The sequence below is a fragment of the Brumicola pallidula DSM 14239 = ACAM 615 genome (assembly GCF_000428905.1).
Lineage (GTDB): Bacteria > Pseudomonadota > Gammaproteobacteria > Enterobacterales > Alteromonadaceae > Glaciecola > Glaciecola pallidula.
Genome location: NZ_AUAV01000024.1, coordinates 36,744 through 53,588 on the forward strand (window position 1 = coordinate 36,744; position 16,845 = coordinate 53,588).

The window sequence follows — 16,845 nt, forward strand, 5'->3', positions numbered from 1 at the left end:
GACGCTGGAAATACCTGCCATGCATCACGAAAGTGTAATTACATTGCAGGCCAAAATCAACCTAGAAAAAGATAACTCCGCGCAAAATCGGGAAGTTTACGGCAGACACTTTTGGAAACAACTGAAGACGCCCAGAAAGTTGTTCAAACAAAAGCAGTGGGTTGATGCGTTTGTTATGTTTGATCAATTGAATACATTCTCAAAAACAGTAAAATTGTTGCTATTCCGTAGCTGAGTGCTAGCACATCCCAATAGCCATTTCCTATTAACAAGAGGCTTGGGACAACCGCCGCAACAAATCCGCATATTTGAAATGCTCGCTTTTGATTTTTTAATAAAATTGCAATTGGGCTAATAACAACAAGGCTATACATCAAACCGACTGGAAATAAGAATATACTGACGTTAAGGGCATCATTAAACACGGATTGTTGCCCATTCGTATCTTGATTTTTCCATACAAAGAAGATAACGGATGCGATTATAAAAGACGCTAAACCGCCAACTAAGTTACCGAATGTAATGGCTTTAAAAAACTCAAAAGTTCGCTCCAGCTTAGTTTTATGCATACGGACTAAGACTCCGCACAATATGAAACGATAAATAAAGTAGTGTATCTATAGTTAACATTTATGATTTTACTGCTCCAAAAAATAACTAGTGTAAATTGAAATAGCGCTCTGCATGTCTATTCCTTCGGCCTTTCTTTATTATAAAGTATTTCCGTTTTTTCCCCTTGAAAGCTGTCGTAAAGAGCTTTATGCGCGCTGTATGAGAGGGTATCTTTTCTGTCCATATATCCAGCGATCCAATCGAGTAGCATTGCTAAATTATTATCTTGCGCTTCTTTTGACTCGTATTTATGCGGCTCCCAAGGTCTGCTTCTCGCATTTTTCTGACATAACTCAATCGGCAAATTCAAAAAGATAGCTTCAGTTGCAAACGGTTTCACCATTTCAAGTAAATCGGCATAACAGCCTTCCACAACCCAATTATCATTGGGTGTCATGAAATTCTCAATTTGCTCATATGCCAGGTTTATCGGCCTACGTTCAGGCGGATCCGAAGGAAGCCAAGCCAGAACATCCAAATCGAGGTGAGCAAACCCGTCGTTACGATGTTGTGCAGCTAATTTCGATTTTCCAGAACCGGAATTTCCAAAAATGATTATTTTTCTCATCAGATACAACTCCTGCGATTGACTGGAAGCGTTTGTTATAATGCATCTTGTGTCATTATATAAGAGACTGTTAGCTTGCAATCGATAAATTTAAGCATTCGATTAACTGAGCCTGGTACATCGATAATATTTGCTTCTTTTTTCGACGCAATAGATATCAAAATATCACAATCACAGGCTTCAATACGCTGTCGAATAAAAAAGTCAAATATATCCTCTAAGTTATCGCTCTTTAAGGTTACACAGCCTAAATAGCAGTCTTTCTTAGGGTGTTTTTTTTGTGAACCTGCAGAAATTTCGCGCTCCAGAGTAAATGCTTGAAGTTTATTTAAACTAAAGAAGCGGAAGCTTGAACTGACGGTTTCGTTTACATTTTCCACTGGATCCTCATTATCTTACAATTTTATGTAGATTATTTACCACCGCGGCCTCTGCGCGCCTGCGATTTACCTCGACGTCGGGGCGCAGAGTCTGCCTCAAAATTACCGTATTCGTCATCTTCCGATGAGACTGCAGGTGCCTTCACTCTGGGCGCGAAGCCCGGAATTATCTCGCGCTCAGATTTACGACCAATAACACGTTCTATAGAGTTTAACTGTTTAGATTCATCCTCACTGACCAGTGAAACAGCTAAACCGAAAGTGCCAGCACGGCCAGTGCGACCAATGCGATGCACATAGTCTTCTGGTACATAGGGCAGATCGAAGTTAACCACGCAAGGCAGTTGGCTTATATCAATGCCCCGAGAAGCTATATCAGTGGCAACCAATACCTTAACATTGCCGTTTCTAAAACCATCTAAAGCCAGTGTGCGAGCATGCTGGGTTCTGTTCGAATGGATTGATGCGGCACTAATACGTGCTTTTTCCAGCTGGACCACCAAACTGTCCGCACCAAGCTTGGTGCGAGTAAATACCAAAACTTGATGCCACTTGTTCTTTCTAATCAGGTGGATCAACACCTCACTCTTTCGTTCTTTGTCTACAGGATGCAATTGCTGCTTGATCTTATCGAGGGCACTGTTAGCGGTATCCACTTCAATTAAAAGTGGATTATTTAACATCCCTTTAGCAAGAGACTTGATCTCTTTAGAAAACGTCGCTGAGAACATCAAGGTTTGGCGTTTGCTGGGCAGCAACGTTTGGATATGACGTATATCGTCGATGAACCCCAAATCCAACACGCGATCAGCCTCATCTAAAACCAATATCTCAAGGCGATCAAAGTTAATCGCCTGTTGATTATAAAGATCAATCAAACGACCCGGCGTAGCAACCAGCACATCCAAACCACCTTGCAGTTGGTATATCTGCGGCTCAATCCTCACGCCACCAAACACTGCACCAGAGCGAATATTCATATGCCGACTGTAGTTTTCGATGCTGGCGGCAACCTGCGCAGCGAGTTCACGGGTCGGCGTAATGACCAACGCCCGCACACATTGAGGCTGCGAACTAACGCCACCAGACAATAGCTGCACCATAGGCAGCGTAAAACTGGCTGTTTTACCCGTGCCCGTGTGGGCCACCGCCATAACATCACGTTGGCTAAGCACCACTGGTATAGCCTCAATCTGTATCGGCGATGGGCTTGTGTAACCTTGTTCTGCAACGCTTTTCAAAAGCTCATTACACAAACCTAAAGATCCAAATGGCATAGATAAACATTCCTTGGGTTGTTTAATATTTTCTAAATTTTTGTCGATGGTACGAGTAAAATTATAGCAGCAATACTCACATCACCAAAAAGAGCGGGACCAAAAGTAATGCCGATACCGGTGCCAAATAGTGCAGTACCCAACGTAAATACTCAATCTTGAGGTTGCCCCATGATGACGAAAAAATAAATATGCTGAATACAAAAGGGAACTCACTAACACAACCCTAACAGCGGCAACTACGCCAAATATTGGGGAACCGAATGCCCATGACATCACGTAAAAATCTAAGCAGTACGCGATGGCCATTCCCAATAAAAGGCCCTCGGGGTAATTGAAAAATAATAGAAGTATGATTGGAAAACTCGTTGCTATAACACTCATATGTGTATATCCAATGAGATCCCCTAACTTATTCTCTTTACTAAATGGGTCTGCACCAAACACCTTTGATAAAAGAACAGCAACTGGAAATATACAAAACGTCCCAACAAGCGGATATATTGATGAAATCTCAATTGGGTAGACATTTTATACTACTACAACATATAGCCAAAATATAAGCCCTGAAGCGAAGTAACCGATATTCCATTTACTTTGCAATGCAAGTCTATTTGAAGCTTTTTCAGTTCCATAATTTCTTCCCTTTATTTAGAACCACCCGAGCTTAATATCCCGCATAAAGGGCAAGTTTATGGGGCGGCTTTTGAGTAACGCGAAATACGAACGTAAAGTTTTCCCAACGAGCAAAGAAAGTGTTAATGCGTTTGTTAGCAGCTATATTGTGTTGTGGATATTGAATTAACAAGCTATTGCTCCTTGATATTTGTGTTGATTTCTAAACATTACCCAGTTTCACATGAAACGACAACTGATTTATCTTGGCGAAGAAGACCAAACAGCAAATGCGCGCGAACCCGAAAAAACGAATTTGAAGCAGATGGATTGACTCTTGAGAGAACGAGCAACTTACGTCAATTGATAAAACCATAACTCAAAAAATAACTGTATTACCCAATAAAACGCCCGTTAGACTGCCAAGGAAATAAATTAGCATTTTCAATATATCCATTAATAAAATAGAGACATGATAAGCAACAAAAACCTTTGGTGTCGAGTAAAGCATTGAAAATGGTAGGCGAGCACGTTTAGTTATGCAATCGGTGCCTAACACAAAGAAAAATACACTTAACAGAAAATAAATTACTAATAATAGATTAGCAATTTTATCTACGATTAGCAGCGAGCTATCAGCAGATCTGGTCGCAAGATAAATGATTGCAAAGCCCAATACCATTCCACTAAGATAAGCCGCTATTTTGGCAGGTGAAAAGAATCGACTAAACAGGGCTAACACTCCGCATATCGGGAAATTGCATGGGCGCAGTTTTTGAGCGCAGCGATTGGGTTAATGCGTTTGTATGCAGCTATATTATGTTGTGGATATTGAATTAACAAGCTATCACTCCTTGATGTTTGTTTTGAAGTAATGACATTAGTGAATTTTAGCTAAAACAACAACTGATTTATCCTGACGAAGCCTAGACGACCAATGCGGGCGGACCTATTGTGCAGTGACAATAAAGTGTCATACTAAACAATAAAGTATCATCCTTTACAATAATCTACATGTAACTAAAATTTAGATAGAAAAGTTAGAAAACCCAATAAAAACAGTGCCTCCAAAGCGATTATTTAACTTTACTTCGAATTATCTAAGTTTGTGCTTATTTATAAGTGTGAATTGGTAATTACTAGTGGTCATTTTTTAGATCAACTTTTAACATTGTGGATCTAATTTATTTATAGACGGATAATAAACTAACACCTGAATGCTGCGGCTTTCGGCAGCCACCCAAAATCCATATTAAGATAATTCTTAACGGCAGCAAATGGCGGTAAGGGGACATAAGCAATTCCCTTCTTTCAAAAGCAAAATCCACCTATTAAGCAGTCTAAAAACTTAGAGCCGGCAAGCAGACTTTCAGCTAAATAAAGAACTCAAGGATGAGTGCTGCTACACAAATACCGATTAAAAAATGCTTTTTAACGCGAGGGGATTACACTGTCGCAGTAAACTGGTTGCAAGATTTTCGCAATGGTGACATTAAAACCGCACCTCGTTGTATAAACAAATAGTTTTGTTGTACTTTATACACCAAACGACGTTTTATACTCTTGCGTTACATCCGTTAACTTACCCTCTTGTAAGGCATAAATAATATCGGCGTCTAATATCGTCTCTTGCCTGTGGGCAATTACAATGCGCGTCATGTCGAGTTGTTGTATCGCTTGGTTAACGTAATGCTCAAGGGCGGCATCTAAATGACTAGTGGCTTCATCAAGCAGTAGTATTTTGGGTTGGCGATATAAAGCACGGGCCAGTAAGAGGCGCTGCTTTTGCCCACCCGACAGTGCGCTGCCCATGTCACCTACAAGTGAATTGTAGCCCATGTTCATTTGCGTAATGTCTTGGTGGATACCGGCCAAGGTAATTGACATTTAATACTAATCCCCGTAATTCCTTAGGCAAGGTGAAAGTCACCGTATAGTAATCCACAGGCAACAGCTTGCTTTGCTGGCGTGCCAGCCACTGACGGGTGGTGTGATGTTAACACTGATTGCACGCACGATGACCACAAGAGCAGTATGTGCGGCGCTGGTAAGGACAGTCATCACAGGCAAGCGCAATCTCACCGTATTGCGGAGTACGACATCCAAGAATGGCATTAATCGCCGACCATTCATCTTGGGAGGTTGCCCTTGAGTATCGTTGTTTGAAGCGAGGCAGATAGCGCTCATAAATAGAGGCAAGCTCATAGCTCATGCTTTTTCTCCCCGTCCATAACGATGTTAAGCCTATCCACCATGGCGTTGATAAGCTTGCCGGTGTCATGTTGAGTGACATCGGTTAACTGTGTGTACAGTGCGGTAGTTTTGGGGCATTCATGCCCCATTTCATGCTGGATAGCGCGCAGGTTGACACCGCATTCCACCAGATGTGCCCCATAGCAATGGCGCAAAGTGTGAGGGGAAGCAGATTTGTAGATGGCGCAGTCGGCCAGAATGATTTTGAAGGCTTTTTGCAGTCCACCACGATCCATTATCTTAGTGGCATGATGGCGCTCGTGATGGTTTTTCCCGGCAGGAAACAATAAGGAAGGATGGCGGTGAGTGGCCCAATATTGGCGCAGTGCGACTAATGCGCGCTGGGGTAAGATAACAAAACGGTCTTTTTTACCTTTGCCAAGACGGATATGGAGCTTCATACGCTGGGCATCGATGTCGCCAATCTTTACGCTAAGGGTTTCGCCAAGGCGAAGCCCCATGCTAAAAGACACGAGAATGAAGGTTTGATAACGAAGCTCACGGGTGGCGTTGATAAGCTGCTCAATTTCTTGGAGGGTGAGGATATCGGGTAACACTTTCACGTGAGGGGGTTTGACAATGTCAATCCATTGCCAGTGTTTGTCCAGAACATGCTTGTAAAAGAACTGAAGGCCATTGCGATCAATTTTAACGGTGCTCCAGGAGTGTGTTTTAACAAGTGAGGTAAAATAGTTTTTGAGATGGGTTTTGGTTAATTCATCGGGGCAGATGTCGAAAAAGGAGGTGATACGCCTGACGGCGCGTGAGTAGGCATCGATAGTGGCATCGGCTTTGCCTTGACGAAGTAATGCGTTAAGATGCTGTTTTTACAGTAAATCGAACTTTTGTTGCTGTGCTGTGTTCATGGGATAATTCCTCTATTAGTCGCACTCGGGGATGAGTGCGTAGAGGTATTATCGTTGATAGGTCAGATATCTGAATTTTGCCGCGGAGCGGCTTCGTTCAACAAGGAGTTTAGAATGACAAAAATCTTTTTAGTAGCAATATTATTATCTGTTAGCCTTACTTTAAGTGCTAAATCGGAGGCAGAAATGCCTACGCCTAAAATTTCTATTCATCAAGCTTCAAATGCTGCTGAGGTTTTATTGTTAAGAAGCGAGGATAATATCGAACCTAAGCTTTTTTTGGCTGAAGAATATATTGTTCAATCCATCAATTTTTCAAAAGTTAAAAATGAGTGGGTTTGGGTTGTTCGTTTTATGCACCCGAAAGCGAAAGACTACAAAGTTACATACCATGTTGATCAAGATGGGAGCGCTAAATTCGAGTTTGCCACAGATTGAGCGCATAACAAAGACTATGGCAAAAGCTCGTTCTTTCAAGAGTGGCTCTCATCTGTTTTTAATGAGTTATTTTCGGGTTCGCGAGCGCATAATGTTTGATTTCCGCTGGTCAACTTCAGTTGTTGTTTCAGCGCCAAACGGGTATTGTTTTACCTAAATGGTTAACGCAAGGAGACATGGATTGTTTTATCAATACCGAGTTAAATCAACTAAATATAACAAACGCATCAACTCACTCCCGTTGGTCGCTGGGAAAATTACTCGGGGTGTTGAGGTTGTAGAATAACTAATTCATTCAAAACTAGTAATGTTTTGTGCTCTTGAATCGTACTGTAAGCAGCTAATTCGATATAAGTAATGCATTTGTCACCCCGATTTATGGGTGTAATTTATAATAAACGAGTAATTCTACAGCCTCGTTATGTTTCCGCGGTAGATATTTAGCAAGGATGATTCAAGTTTGAAAAAGCGTTTTGGATTAGTGTTAATTGAAACAACTAAAATAGCGACTTGGGCAATTAGGTTATTCTGTTTACTATTTGCTAGTAATTTTGCAAACGAATTTATTGAATTGCTGGAAGCTGGATCTTTTTACAGAAGAGGCAATTTTTATACTTTAGTTGACAACCCAACTTCATTTTACATACGAGCTACTAAATATGGAGTTTTTTGCATTTTGGCGTTTTGGTATATGACGATTGGAACTAAGGTTACAAGTGAAACATAACAAAAACATCAACTGGAAAACCACTCGCTGGGCTACGACCAATACGCGCGCGTTTTCCAGTTATATTAGCCGTAAACAACACGTTTTAACGACCATCTTAGTTCTTTAATTATTACACTATTGAAGCCTCAAATGTTTCTTAATTTTGGTTTAAACGAATGTCCGCTTCGGTTTAAAATTCCCGCAAAATAAAGCAAATGCCAGAGCCAATTGAGCGCCATTTTCAGGATTACCTACAAATTAAATTTTATCACTGATATTTGCTGTTTGAATTCTCAGAATAAAAAATGCTTATTTCAGCAATGTTTTAGATTATCAGCTATCTGTCTTCCACAATAAATCCGCTATCCCTTATCAGATGCGACAGATGGTAGATAATCTGACATGGACGAAACCGCGGGATGTTACCTATAATGTTTCGCTATGGGGATTTCGTTGTTGGGTCGGGCGGATGTGGTGGGTGTTTCGCTCACAATTATTTTTCGGGCCTGTAATACTTGTACTATATTCATAATTTTCGCCAATTCCACGCGCTTTTTAGTGTCATTCTGTTATCGTTCTCCACATTTTTGTCTGCATCTGTATTTTCGACCACAGTGTACTGTAATGGTCTAATGATCTTGGTTTACTGCTTTATAATGTTCACCATAAGAACGAAAGATATCGGCCACCTCAAGTGAATGGCAAGGCATCTCATGTAACTCAAGGTTTAAGCTTCAGCGCATCAAGCGGACTGGCGACTTCATGCAGTAATTTAGTTGCCACTTGCGCATACAGTGCGGTGGTTTCTAATTGCCGGTGCCCCAATAAGGTCTGTATTACCCGTATATCCACCTTGGCTTCTAGAAGGTGAGTCGCATAGCTGCGGCGCAAGGTGTGCATAGATATTTTGCGCTCAATCTTTGCTTCATGTGCTGCCGCTTTGCATGCTCGACTAAGTTGTCGAGTAGAGATGTGATTAAACGGTTGTTGCCCAGGGAATAGCCATCCTCCATTTAACATTAGGCGCTGCTCTTGAGCGTAGCGCCACCAATCCCTCAAATAGCCGAGTAAAACAGGGGATAACATCGCCAGTCGGTCTTGACTACCCTTGCCTTGTTCAATACGCAGCGCCATCCATTGACTGTCGATATCGCTCACCTCTAGATCCACAACTTCACTTATCCGCAATCCGGCACCGTATGCCACTGACAATGCCGTGCGATATTTTAGGTTGTGTGCTGCCTCAATGAGTCGCTTCACTTCCTCAAGGCTGAGTATTTCGGGTAATTTACGGGGTATAGGCACGCAACTTAAGTTCTCCAAGACTTCAGGTCGTTTAAGCGTTTTGCAAAACACGAATTTTAATCCAATTAGGGTGGAATTGATTGTGTTATTTGAAGTGCCTTGCTCGACTAATGCTATTTGGAATTGTCGCACTTCTTCAACAGTTGCGTGTGCGGGTGAGCGCTTAAGATACTTGCCAAGTTTGGTCACCGCTCGAAGATAACCAATCTGGGTTTTAGGGCTGAGTTTACGCATATTCATATCGTCTATCATGCGCTGGCGAAGAGGGCTAATAGCTTTTACAGGCTGAGTCATGATGATACTCCTAAGTAAGTTAAGGGCAAAATGCCCTACACTTAGCTTAGACGCGAAACGATGGTGGTGTGAAGTCTAAAGATGTTGATGCGGCAATTACTACCGCGGAGCGGTTTAGTCCATGTCGGAAAAGCGGCCTAAAAAATATCCAATTGCCAAGGAAGAGTTCCCGCCATTTGCAGTCTGCGAGTGTGATACTTTATTGTTCTTGGTTTTAACCTATTTGATGCGCCAACTTAAATTAATAGGATGCTTAGGCTCTCATAGATTACTCAAAACCCTTAAGTTACCCACGATATTGGGTTTTTTAGTATGAAACTTTATTCTCAATTTACACCTATAATTATTTATTATAAAACCAATGAAAGTTACTCTTGAAAGAACGAGTGTGCATTTAACTAGCCCTTGGTCAACGAATGTTAGTTAGCCGGTCCTAAGCGACTATTGCTTGGGAATATGGAAACCGTTATCCACGTTGAGTTGAGTTGGCAGCTATCGCGATGGAGCACCGACAGATACTGAAGAGGCAATCTCGCTTTTCCCTGCCACAGATAACACTGATTCAAGCGGCAGTTCGCCGCTGTTGTGAAATGCCCGTCTTCAAATGTACTGTTGATGCACTCGCTCCGAACATAAAGGACGATTTTATGTCTTTAATTTGTTAAGCAAACTTTTCCCATAATTTATTGCGTTCCGCTCAATTTTAGTCAGAGGATCGGTTTTTCCTAGTTTTGGTTCTTTAAATAATGTTTGGCCAAACTTTATTGCCTCTTTTTCTTTACTGTTGAGCCTTGCCTGCACTGGTTTGTCTTTAGATATGTTCATGTTCTACTCCTTAGTAATGATATCTGGTGAAGTTTCAAATACAGCTGCAAGGCACTTTAAAGATTCCCAATCTACAATCCGCCCGCTTTCAAATCATTGGATCGTGCGCGAACTTAAACCTGAATAGCGCGCAAGATCCTCTTGCGACCATTTTTTTTTCAATCGACGCTTCTGAATACTCATAAGTTTTCTTTTTACAACTGTGCATTCATTTATGACATATCTACACAAGTATGAACACGACCAAATAACGACAAAGTACAGTCTGTCGACGACAATCAGAACGATGTGCACCTAACTATCACCCGAAAAAATTGCAGATACGGTGACGTCTAAAAAATCCCTATATTGACAGAGTTACTTTTCATTAAATTCCGTATTTACTGACATTGACCACGTATAACAAAACTTATATTTAACCTTATCTCTAAACTGTAGCAAAGAACGGAATTTTTACAATGTAATGCTCTTTACCTGAATTGTCGCCCTACTGTAAACATCAACAGTTAATTTTGCGGTAAGAGAGGATTGCGAGCATAATCAATTTTATCATTTGTTGAAGCGCAAATGCATGGTAAAAAATAGGCTAAAGGCTCAGTGCAAACACGGTTTAAATGGTTAAATAGATTTATTATATTTCATAATAATCAACCGCCTTCCGTTGTATTTGATCAGCATGTTGAGCAGTATCTATCCTGCCTAGTTAATCATAAAAAGTGGTTGGTGAGCGTAAATGGTAGGCGTGAATATCGTTGGCTAATAGCTATTGATGCTAATGATGCTAATGATCAATGAATCAGATGTTTCACATGAAACTAAAGCGGTAATCTAAATACAGTATTGAATCTCTATATTTGTAATTAAATCAGTTTTTGTTAAATAAGAAAGAAGTGCTATATCGACTTTTATGCAACAGTTTGGTCGAAAAAAAACCCAACACATCTTTGCAGATGAAGCTGGGCTTTTACGTCACTTTTATATTAACTTACTTACGCAGTTTTTGAATTAATCTCAATTGTGCGATGGCTTCGGAAAGCTCAATAGCCGCTTCAGCGTAGTCGAAATCGGCACCGCCGCCTTTGGCGATGATTTCTTCTGCATGCTTTTTAGCGTCTTCAGCCGCTTTTTCGTCCAGATCTTCTGCACGGATGGCTGTATCAGCAAGAACCGTTACATGACCGGGTTGCACTTCTAGTATGCCGCCAGCTACATAAATTAATTCTTCAGCACCAAATTGCTTAACAACTCTTACCATGCCAGGTTGTAAGCTAGTGATTAAAGGAGCGTGGCCAGGATAAATACCTAGCTCACCCTCTATACCTGTGACCTGAACGGTTTGAACGAGTCCAGAGAAAATTTCTGTTTCTGCGCTAACTACGTCCAAATGTACTGTCATTGCCATGTGGTCTCCTTTAAGGCAGCTTTCACTGCACTATAAGCATTAAGCTAAAAAATTATTTCTTCGCTTTTGCAATTGCTTCGTCAATGGTTCCAACCATATAGAAAGCTTGCTCTGGGAGGCTATCGTGCTCGCCATCCAAGATACCTTTAAAGCCTATAATGGTTTCCTTCAATGAAACATACTTACCAGGAGAACCAGTAAAGACTTCTGCTACGAAGAAGGGTTGTGACAAGAAACGCTGTATCTTACGAGCGCGCGATACGACTTGTCTGTCTTCTTCAGATAACTCATCCATACCTAGGATAGCAATGATGTCTTTAAGTTCTTTATAACGTTGAAGAACCGTCTGAACGCCACGAGCAACATCATAATGTTCTTGACCAATAACCAAGGGGTCAAGTTGACGTGATGTAGAGTCTAATGGGTCAACAGCAGGGTAAATACCTAACGAGGCAATATCCCGTGACAATACAACCGTTGCATCTAAGTGAGCAAATGTGGTTGCAGGTGATGGATCCGTCAAATCATCTGCAGGTACATATACTGCTTGGATAGACGTGATTGATCCTGTCTTTGTTGAGGTAATACGTTCTTGTAATACACCCATTTCTTCAGCTAAGGTAGGTTGGTAACCTACTGCTGATGGCATACGACCAAGGAGTGCTGATACTTCAGTACCGGCTAATGTATAACGGTAGATGTTATCAACAAAGAAAAGTACGTCTCGACCTTCGTCTCGAAACTTTTCAGCCATTGTCAAACCTGTCAAAGCAACACGCAAGCGGTTACCCGGAGGCTCGTTCATCTGACCGTAAACAAGTGACACTTTATCCAGTACATTTGATTCGTTCATTTCGTGATAGAAATCGTTACCTTCACGAGTACGCTCACCAACGCCAGCAAATACTGAGAAACCACTGTGTTCAATAGCGATGTTACGAATAAGCTCCATCATGTTTACCGTTTTACCAACACCAGCACCACCGAATAAACCGACTTTACCACCCTTAGCGAATGGGCAAATAAGATCTATTACTTTAATGCCCGTCTCTAATAGCTCAATAGAAATTGATTGCTCTTCGTAACTCGGTGCTTCGCGATGAATAGACATGCGCTCTTCTTCACCAATGGGACCAGCTTCATCAATAGGGTTTCCAAGTACATCCATGATACGACCCAAAGTGGCTATACCTACAGGCACTTGGATCCCTTCACCACTGTTCTCTACTGCTAAATTACGACGTAAACCGTCAGTACTTCCCATCGCAATGGTGCGCACTACGCCACCACCCAATTGTTGCTGTACTTCGAGAGTTAAGCCCATTAAGTCACCTTCGGTTACTTTTAGTGCGTCATATACTCTTGGAACTGAATCCTGTGGAAATTCGATATCCACGACAGCACCAATGATTTGGACGACCTTGCCTTGACTCATAATTTGTCCTCTTAATTCCTAAAAATTTTGCTTAACCTAAGTAGCCCACAATGCGCTTAAACAGCAGCGGCACCCGAAACGATTTCACTAATTTCTTGTGTAATCGCCGCTTGGCGAGCCTTGTTGTATATTAATTGCAAATCATCAATAAGGTCACCTGCATTGTCTGTAGCTGCCTTCATGGCAACCATACGCGCAGCTTGTTCTGAGGCTACGTTTTCAACAACACCTTGGTAAACTACTGTTTCAATATATCTACCAAGTAACGCAGTCAGGATCTCATCCGCATCAGGCTCATAAATATAGTCCCAGCTATGCGGACGTTGCGCCTCTTCATCTTTAGGAAGGGGTAACAACTCACTAATTACGGGTTCTTGGGTCATCGTATTTACATAGCGATTGTTTACCAAATAAACTTTATCTATTTTACCGCTCTCATAAGCATCAAGAATGACTCTTACAGTACCGATAACTTCACTTAAACTAGGCTTATCACCCAATCCAGATTCCGCTGCCAATACATTGCCACCAAAGCGTGAAAAGAAAGTCACTGCTTTCGCACCTAACGCGGCAAAGTACAGTCCTTTGCCTTCATCTTGATAAGCTTTAATACGCGTAGAAACAGCTTTAAATTCATTGGTGTTTAGGCCACCACACAACCCTCTATCAGTTGATATTACAATGAAGCCAACATTCTTCACTTCTCGCTCTTCTAAGAACGGATGCTTAAAATCTAGGTTACCATTTGCAATATGTCCGATGACCGTTTTCATACTTTTGGAATAGGGACGCCCTGAAGCCATGCGTTCCTGTGCCTTTTTCATTTTTGAGGCGGCAACCATCTCCATCGCGCTGGTAATTTTTTGGGTGTTTTTAATACTCCCAATTTTACCTTTAATCTCTTTTCCGCTTGCCATGAAACCTTCTCCAATTACGCTACAACAGTCCCCAACGCGTGCATTGGGGTTGTGTAATTACCAGCTTTGAGTTGATTTGAAATTATCAAATGCTTCTTTTAGCTGACTTTCAATATCGTCATTATAATTACCACTTTGGTTAATAGTATCCATCAGTTCCTTTTTCTCACTATTCATAAATGAGTGCAGAGCTGATTCGAAATCAAGAACTTTGGGAAGTTCTATATCTCGCAAATAACCTTTTTCAGCAGCAAAAAGAGAGACAGCCATTTCAGCAACAGAAAGCGGCGCATATTGGTTCTGCTTCATGAGCTCCATTACACGTTGACCGTGCTCTAATTGAGCTCTTGTTGCTTCATCAAGATCAGACGCAAACTGAGAAAATGCTGCCAGTTCACGATATTGAGCCAATGCTAAGCGTATACCACCACCAAGCTTTTTGATGATTTTAGTCTGCGCAGCACCACCAACGCGAGATACCGATATACCAGCGTTCACAGCAGGACGGATACCGGCGTTAAACAAATCAGTTTCTAAGAAAATTTGACCATCGGTAATAGAGATAACGTTAGTCGGAACGAATGCTGATACGTCACCTGCTTGTGTCTCAATAATAGGTAAAGCGGTAAGTGACCCGGTTTTCCCTTTTACTTCACCGTTGGTGTACTTTTCAACGTAATTAGCGTTTACACGAGCGGCACGTTCTAATAAACGTGAATGCAAATAGAATACGTCACCAGGATAAGCTTCGCGGCCAGGCGGTCTACGCAACAACAATGAAACTTGACGGTACGCAACAGCTTGCTTAGACAAGTCATCATAAACAATTAAAGCGTCTTCGCCGCGGTCACGAAAATATTCACCCATTGTGCAACCAGAATAAGGCGCTAGATATTGCAAAGCAGCTGATTCAGAAGCTGAGGCAGCAACAATGATAGTATGGCTCATAGCGCCATGCTCTTCGAGCTTGCGCACTACGTTAGCGATAGTAGATGATTTTTGACCAATAGCCACGTAAACGCATTTAACGCCTGTGCCCTTTTGGTTAATGATCGCATCAATGGCTAGCGCCGTCTTACCAGTTTGGCGATCGCCAATAATAAGTTCACGCTGACCTTTGCCGACTGGGATCATAGCGTCAACAGACTTATATCCAGTTTGCACAGGTTGATCAACTGATTGACGTTCAATTACGCCTGGGGCAATTTTTTCGACCGGTTCAAAAGTCGTAGCATTAATCGTACCTTTACCATCAATTGGCTCACCAAGTGTATTAACAACTCGGCCTAACAATTCTGGTCCAACGGGTACTTCAAGAATACGACCAGAAGACTTCACTTTGTCACCTTCTTGCAAGTCAATATAAGGACCCATTACAACGGCGCCTACTGAATCTCGCTCAAGGTTCAATGCGATCGCATAGCGACCACCTGGTAATTCAATCATTTCACCTTGCATTACATCTGCAAGGCCATTTATACGAATAATACCGTCGCTGACACCAACGATAGTACCTTCGTTTCTAGCTTCACTTACTACTTCGAACTGATCAATTCGTTTCTTAATCAGTTCTGCTATCTCTGTAGAATTAAGTTGCATACTTATATTCCCGTTATGCTTGTAACGCGTCGTTAAGACGGTTCAATTGTGAATTTACGGAGCCGTCTATCACGGTATCGCCAGCTTTTATAATCATGCCGGCAATAAGAGTCGGATCCACGCTACAATTAAGCTGTACTTTACGGTCAAATCGCTTTTCTAAGGCAGCGCTCAATTTTGTTAATTGTGCTTCGCTCAATATGGCTGCAGATAAAACATCAACGTTAATTTGTTTTTCGCTCTCTATTTTGAGCTCGTTATACAGTGTTGATATTTCAGGTAGCAGCGTAAGGCGATTATTTTCCGCTAAAACTTTGATTAAGTTTTTACCATGTTCGTTGAGTTGTTCACCACAGACTTTAGTAAATACATCAGTAACGAGTCCTGAGGCTACTGCGCCAGACATGTAATGATGCATATTGTCATTCATCGATACCTCGGCAGCAAAAGCTAACATCGCTTGCCAGTCGTCTATGGCGGACTTCTCAACTGCGAAATTAAACGCAGCTATAGCATAAGGTCGAGCAACTGTTGTCAATTCAGACATGGCTCATTCTCCTAAAGCTCGGCGACAAGTTTTTCAACAATGTCACTGTGCGCTTGTGCATCAATTTCACGTGCTAAAATTTTCTGAGCGCCGGAAATAGCTAACACAGCAACTTGCTTGCGCAAATCTTCTTTAACGCGATTCTTTTCAGCTTCAATTTCAGCATAACCTTGAGCGATAATATTTTCGCGCTCGGTATGCCCTCGCTGAGTCTCATCATCTATAATCTGAGACGCTCTTCTTTTCGCCTGATCGATAATCTTGCTGGCCTCATCTTTGGCTTCACGAAGTTTATCAGTCACGCTTGATTGAGCTAACTCTAGATCTTTTTCTGCGCGTTCAGACGCAGCAAGACCATCTGCTATTTTCTTTTGTCTTTCCTCAATCGCAGCAATGATTGGCGGCCATACATATTTCATGCAAAAGGCTACAAACACTGTGAATGCGATGAGCTGACCTATTAGAGTGGCGTTAAAGTTCACGTCCGCTCCTCCTATTGTTTATTCGTTAACCTAAAATAGATTGTTAGTAGACTCCGCCTAAAGTAGGAGCAACAACGAATAATATGTAAAGAGCTATACCAACACCGATCATCGATATAGCGTCGATCAGACCAGCCAAAATAAACATTTTGACCTGTAGTTGAGGTGCAAGCTCAGGTTGGCGAGCAGACGACTCTAAGAATTTGCCCCCCATAATTCCGAAACCAAGTGCGGTGCCTAGTGCACCCATTCCGATGATTATAGCAACTGCGATGTAGATCATTGTTATCTCCGATTTAAGTTAAATGTAAAAATGTAAAA

21 protein-coding genes and 1 pseudogene are annotated in these 16,845 nt (G+C 41.7%); 3 read left to right on the forward strand and 19 right to left on the reverse strand.

The features are described 5' to 3' along the window. Positions 1-173: 173 nt before the first annotated feature. From G399_RS0109690 to G399_RS22765, 9 genes and pseudogenes are all read right to left on the reverse strand, one after another. Positions 174-569 carry a hypothetical protein gene (locus G399_RS0109690; protein ID WP_006013987.1) on the reverse strand — a complete coding sequence of 132 codons (396 nt, stop codon included), beginning with the start codon at positions 567-569 and terminating at the stop codon, positions 174-176. 119 nt (positions 570-688) lie between these two features. Then, a complete protein-coding gene (locus G399_RS0109695; RefSeq protein WP_006013986.1) occupies positions 689-1,180 on the reverse strand; it encodes a P-loop NTPase family protein in 492 nt (163 codons plus the stop codon). 35 nt (positions 1,181-1,215) lie between these two features. Beyond that, entirely contained in the window at positions 1,216-1,560 is a 345-nt protein-coding gene (locus G399_RS0109700; protein ID WP_006013985.1) for a hypothetical protein, read from the reverse strand. 32 nt (positions 1,561-1,592) lie between these two features. Further along, positions 1,593-2,837, reverse strand: coding sequence for a DEAD/DEAH box helicase (locus G399_RS0109705; protein ID WP_006013984.1), 1,245 nt, complete (start codon positions 2,835-2,837; stop codon positions 1,593-1,595). Between the two features lie 81 nt (positions 2,838-2,918). Continuing rightward, a complete protein-coding gene (locus tag G399_RS22975; RefSeq protein ID WP_425304079.1) occupies positions 2,919-3,356 on the reverse strand; it encodes a DUF7010 family protein in 438 nt (145 codons plus the stop codon). Positions 3,357-4,988: 1,632 nt separating this feature from the next. Then, complete coding sequence (locus G399_RS0109725; RefSeq protein WP_006013976.1) at positions 4,989-5,339, reverse strand: ATP-binding cassette domain-containing protein; 351 nt, start codon at positions 5,337-5,339, stop codon at positions 4,989-4,991. A gap of 109 nt (positions 5,340-5,448) precedes the next feature. Beyond that, positions 5,449-5,745 (reverse strand): transposase zinc-binding domain-containing protein, encoded by a 297-nt coding sequence (locus G399_RS22760; RefSeq protein ID WP_425304077.1) that lies wholly within the window; start codon positions 5,743-5,745, stop codon positions 5,449-5,451. Further along, positions 5,654-6,268, reverse strand: a complete 615-nt coding sequence (locus G399_RS20490; RefSeq protein WP_226989005.1) for a tyrosine-type recombinase/integrase — start codon at positions 6,266-6,268, stop codon at positions 5,654-5,656. The genes G399_RS22760 and G399_RS20490 overlap by 92 nt, the downstream gene beginning before the upstream one ends. A 36-nt stretch (positions 6,269-6,304) precedes the next feature. Next, positions 6,305-6,517, reverse strand: a pseudogene (locus G399_RS22765) (site-specific integrase); the annotation flags it as partial. A gap of 168 nt (positions 6,518-6,685) precedes the next feature. On the opposite strand from G399_RS22765, the gene G399_RS0109740 reads away from it, so the two are divergent. Continuing rightward, positions 6,686-7,009: a hypothetical protein gene (locus G399_RS0109740; RefSeq protein ID WP_006013973.1), complete on the forward strand. Its 324-nt coding sequence runs from the start codon at positions 6,686-6,688 to the stop codon at positions 7,007-7,009. A 460-nt stretch (positions 7,010-7,469) separates the two neighbouring features. Further along, entirely contained in the window at positions 7,470-7,736 is a 267-nt protein-coding gene (locus G399_RS0109745) for a hypothetical protein (RefSeq protein WP_006013971.1), read from the forward strand. A gap of 702 nt (positions 7,737-8,438) precedes the next feature. On the opposite strand, the gene G399_RS0109750 is transcribed toward G399_RS0109745, so the two are convergent. From G399_RS0109750 to G399_RS22980, 3 genes are all read right to left on the reverse strand, one after another. Beyond that, on the reverse strand, positions 8,439-9,317 hold the full coding sequence (locus G399_RS0109750; RefSeq protein WP_006013970.1) for a tyrosine-type recombinase/integrase: 879 nt from the start codon (positions 9,315-9,317) through the stop codon (positions 8,439-8,441). A 645-nt stretch (positions 9,318-9,962) separates the two neighbouring features. Continuing rightward, a complete protein-coding gene (locus G399_RS0109755) occupies positions 9,963-10,142 on the reverse strand; it encodes a hypothetical protein (RefSeq protein ID WP_006013969.1) in 180 nt (59 codons plus the stop codon). Positions 10,143-10,235: 93 nt separating this feature from the next. After that, complete coding sequence (locus G399_RS22980) at positions 10,236-10,325, reverse strand: helix-turn-helix domain-containing protein (protein ID WP_369403285.1); 90 nt, start codon at positions 10,323-10,325, stop codon at positions 10,236-10,238. A gap of 414 nt (positions 10,326-10,739) precedes the next feature. Here G399_RS22980 and G399_RS22985 point away from each other — a divergent pair, with 414 nt between their 5' ends. Next, positions 10,740-10,937: a phage integrase N-terminal SAM-like domain-containing protein gene (locus G399_RS22985; protein ID WP_006013968.1), complete on the forward strand. Its 198-nt coding sequence runs from the start codon at positions 10,740-10,742 to the stop codon at positions 10,935-10,937. A 190-nt stretch (positions 10,938-11,127) separates the two neighbouring features. Here the strand turns inward: G399_RS22985 and G399_RS0109765 are convergent, their stop codons facing one another. The 7 genes from G399_RS0109765 to atpE are packed head-to-tail and all read right to left on the reverse strand — an operon-like array spanning position 11,128 to position 16,807. Then, positions 11,128-11,544 (reverse strand): F0F1 ATP synthase subunit epsilon, encoded by a 417-nt coding sequence (locus G399_RS0109765; RefSeq protein ID WP_006013967.1) that lies wholly within the window; start codon positions 11,542-11,544, stop codon positions 11,128-11,130. 52 nt (positions 11,545-11,596) lie between these two features. Then, entirely contained in the window at positions 11,597-12,979 is a 1,383-nt protein-coding gene (atpD, locus tag G399_RS0109770) for a F0F1 ATP synthase subunit beta (RefSeq protein ID WP_006013966.1), read from the reverse strand. Between the two features lie 56 nt (positions 12,980-13,035). Further along, positions 13,036-13,896 (reverse strand): F0F1 ATP synthase subunit gamma, encoded by an 861-nt coding sequence (atpG, locus tag G399_RS0109775; RefSeq protein WP_006013964.1) that lies wholly within the window; start codon positions 13,894-13,896, stop codon positions 13,036-13,038. A gap of 57 nt (positions 13,897-13,953) precedes the next feature. Further along, positions 13,954-15,495, reverse strand: coding sequence for a F0F1 ATP synthase subunit alpha (gene atpA, locus G399_RS0109780; RefSeq protein ID WP_006013962.1), 1,542 nt, complete (start codon positions 15,493-15,495; stop codon positions 13,954-13,956). A 13-nt stretch (positions 15,496-15,508) separates the two neighbouring features. After that, positions 15,509-16,042 (reverse strand): F0F1 ATP synthase subunit delta, encoded by a 534-nt coding sequence (gene atpH / locus G399_RS0109785; protein ID WP_006013960.1) that lies wholly within the window; start codon positions 16,040-16,042, stop codon positions 15,509-15,511. Positions 16,043-16,053: 11 nt separating this feature from the next. After that, positions 16,054-16,524 carry a F0F1 ATP synthase subunit B gene (atpF, locus tag G399_RS0109790; protein WP_006013959.1) on the reverse strand — a complete coding sequence of 157 codons (471 nt, stop codon included), beginning with the start codon at positions 16,522-16,524 and terminating at the stop codon, positions 16,054-16,056. A gap of 43 nt (positions 16,525-16,567) precedes the next feature. After that, complete coding sequence (gene atpE, locus G399_RS0109795; protein ID WP_006013957.1) at positions 16,568-16,807, reverse strand: F0F1 ATP synthase subunit C; 240 nt, start codon at positions 16,805-16,807, stop codon at positions 16,568-16,570. Positions 16,808-16,845 lie beyond the last annotated feature (38 nt).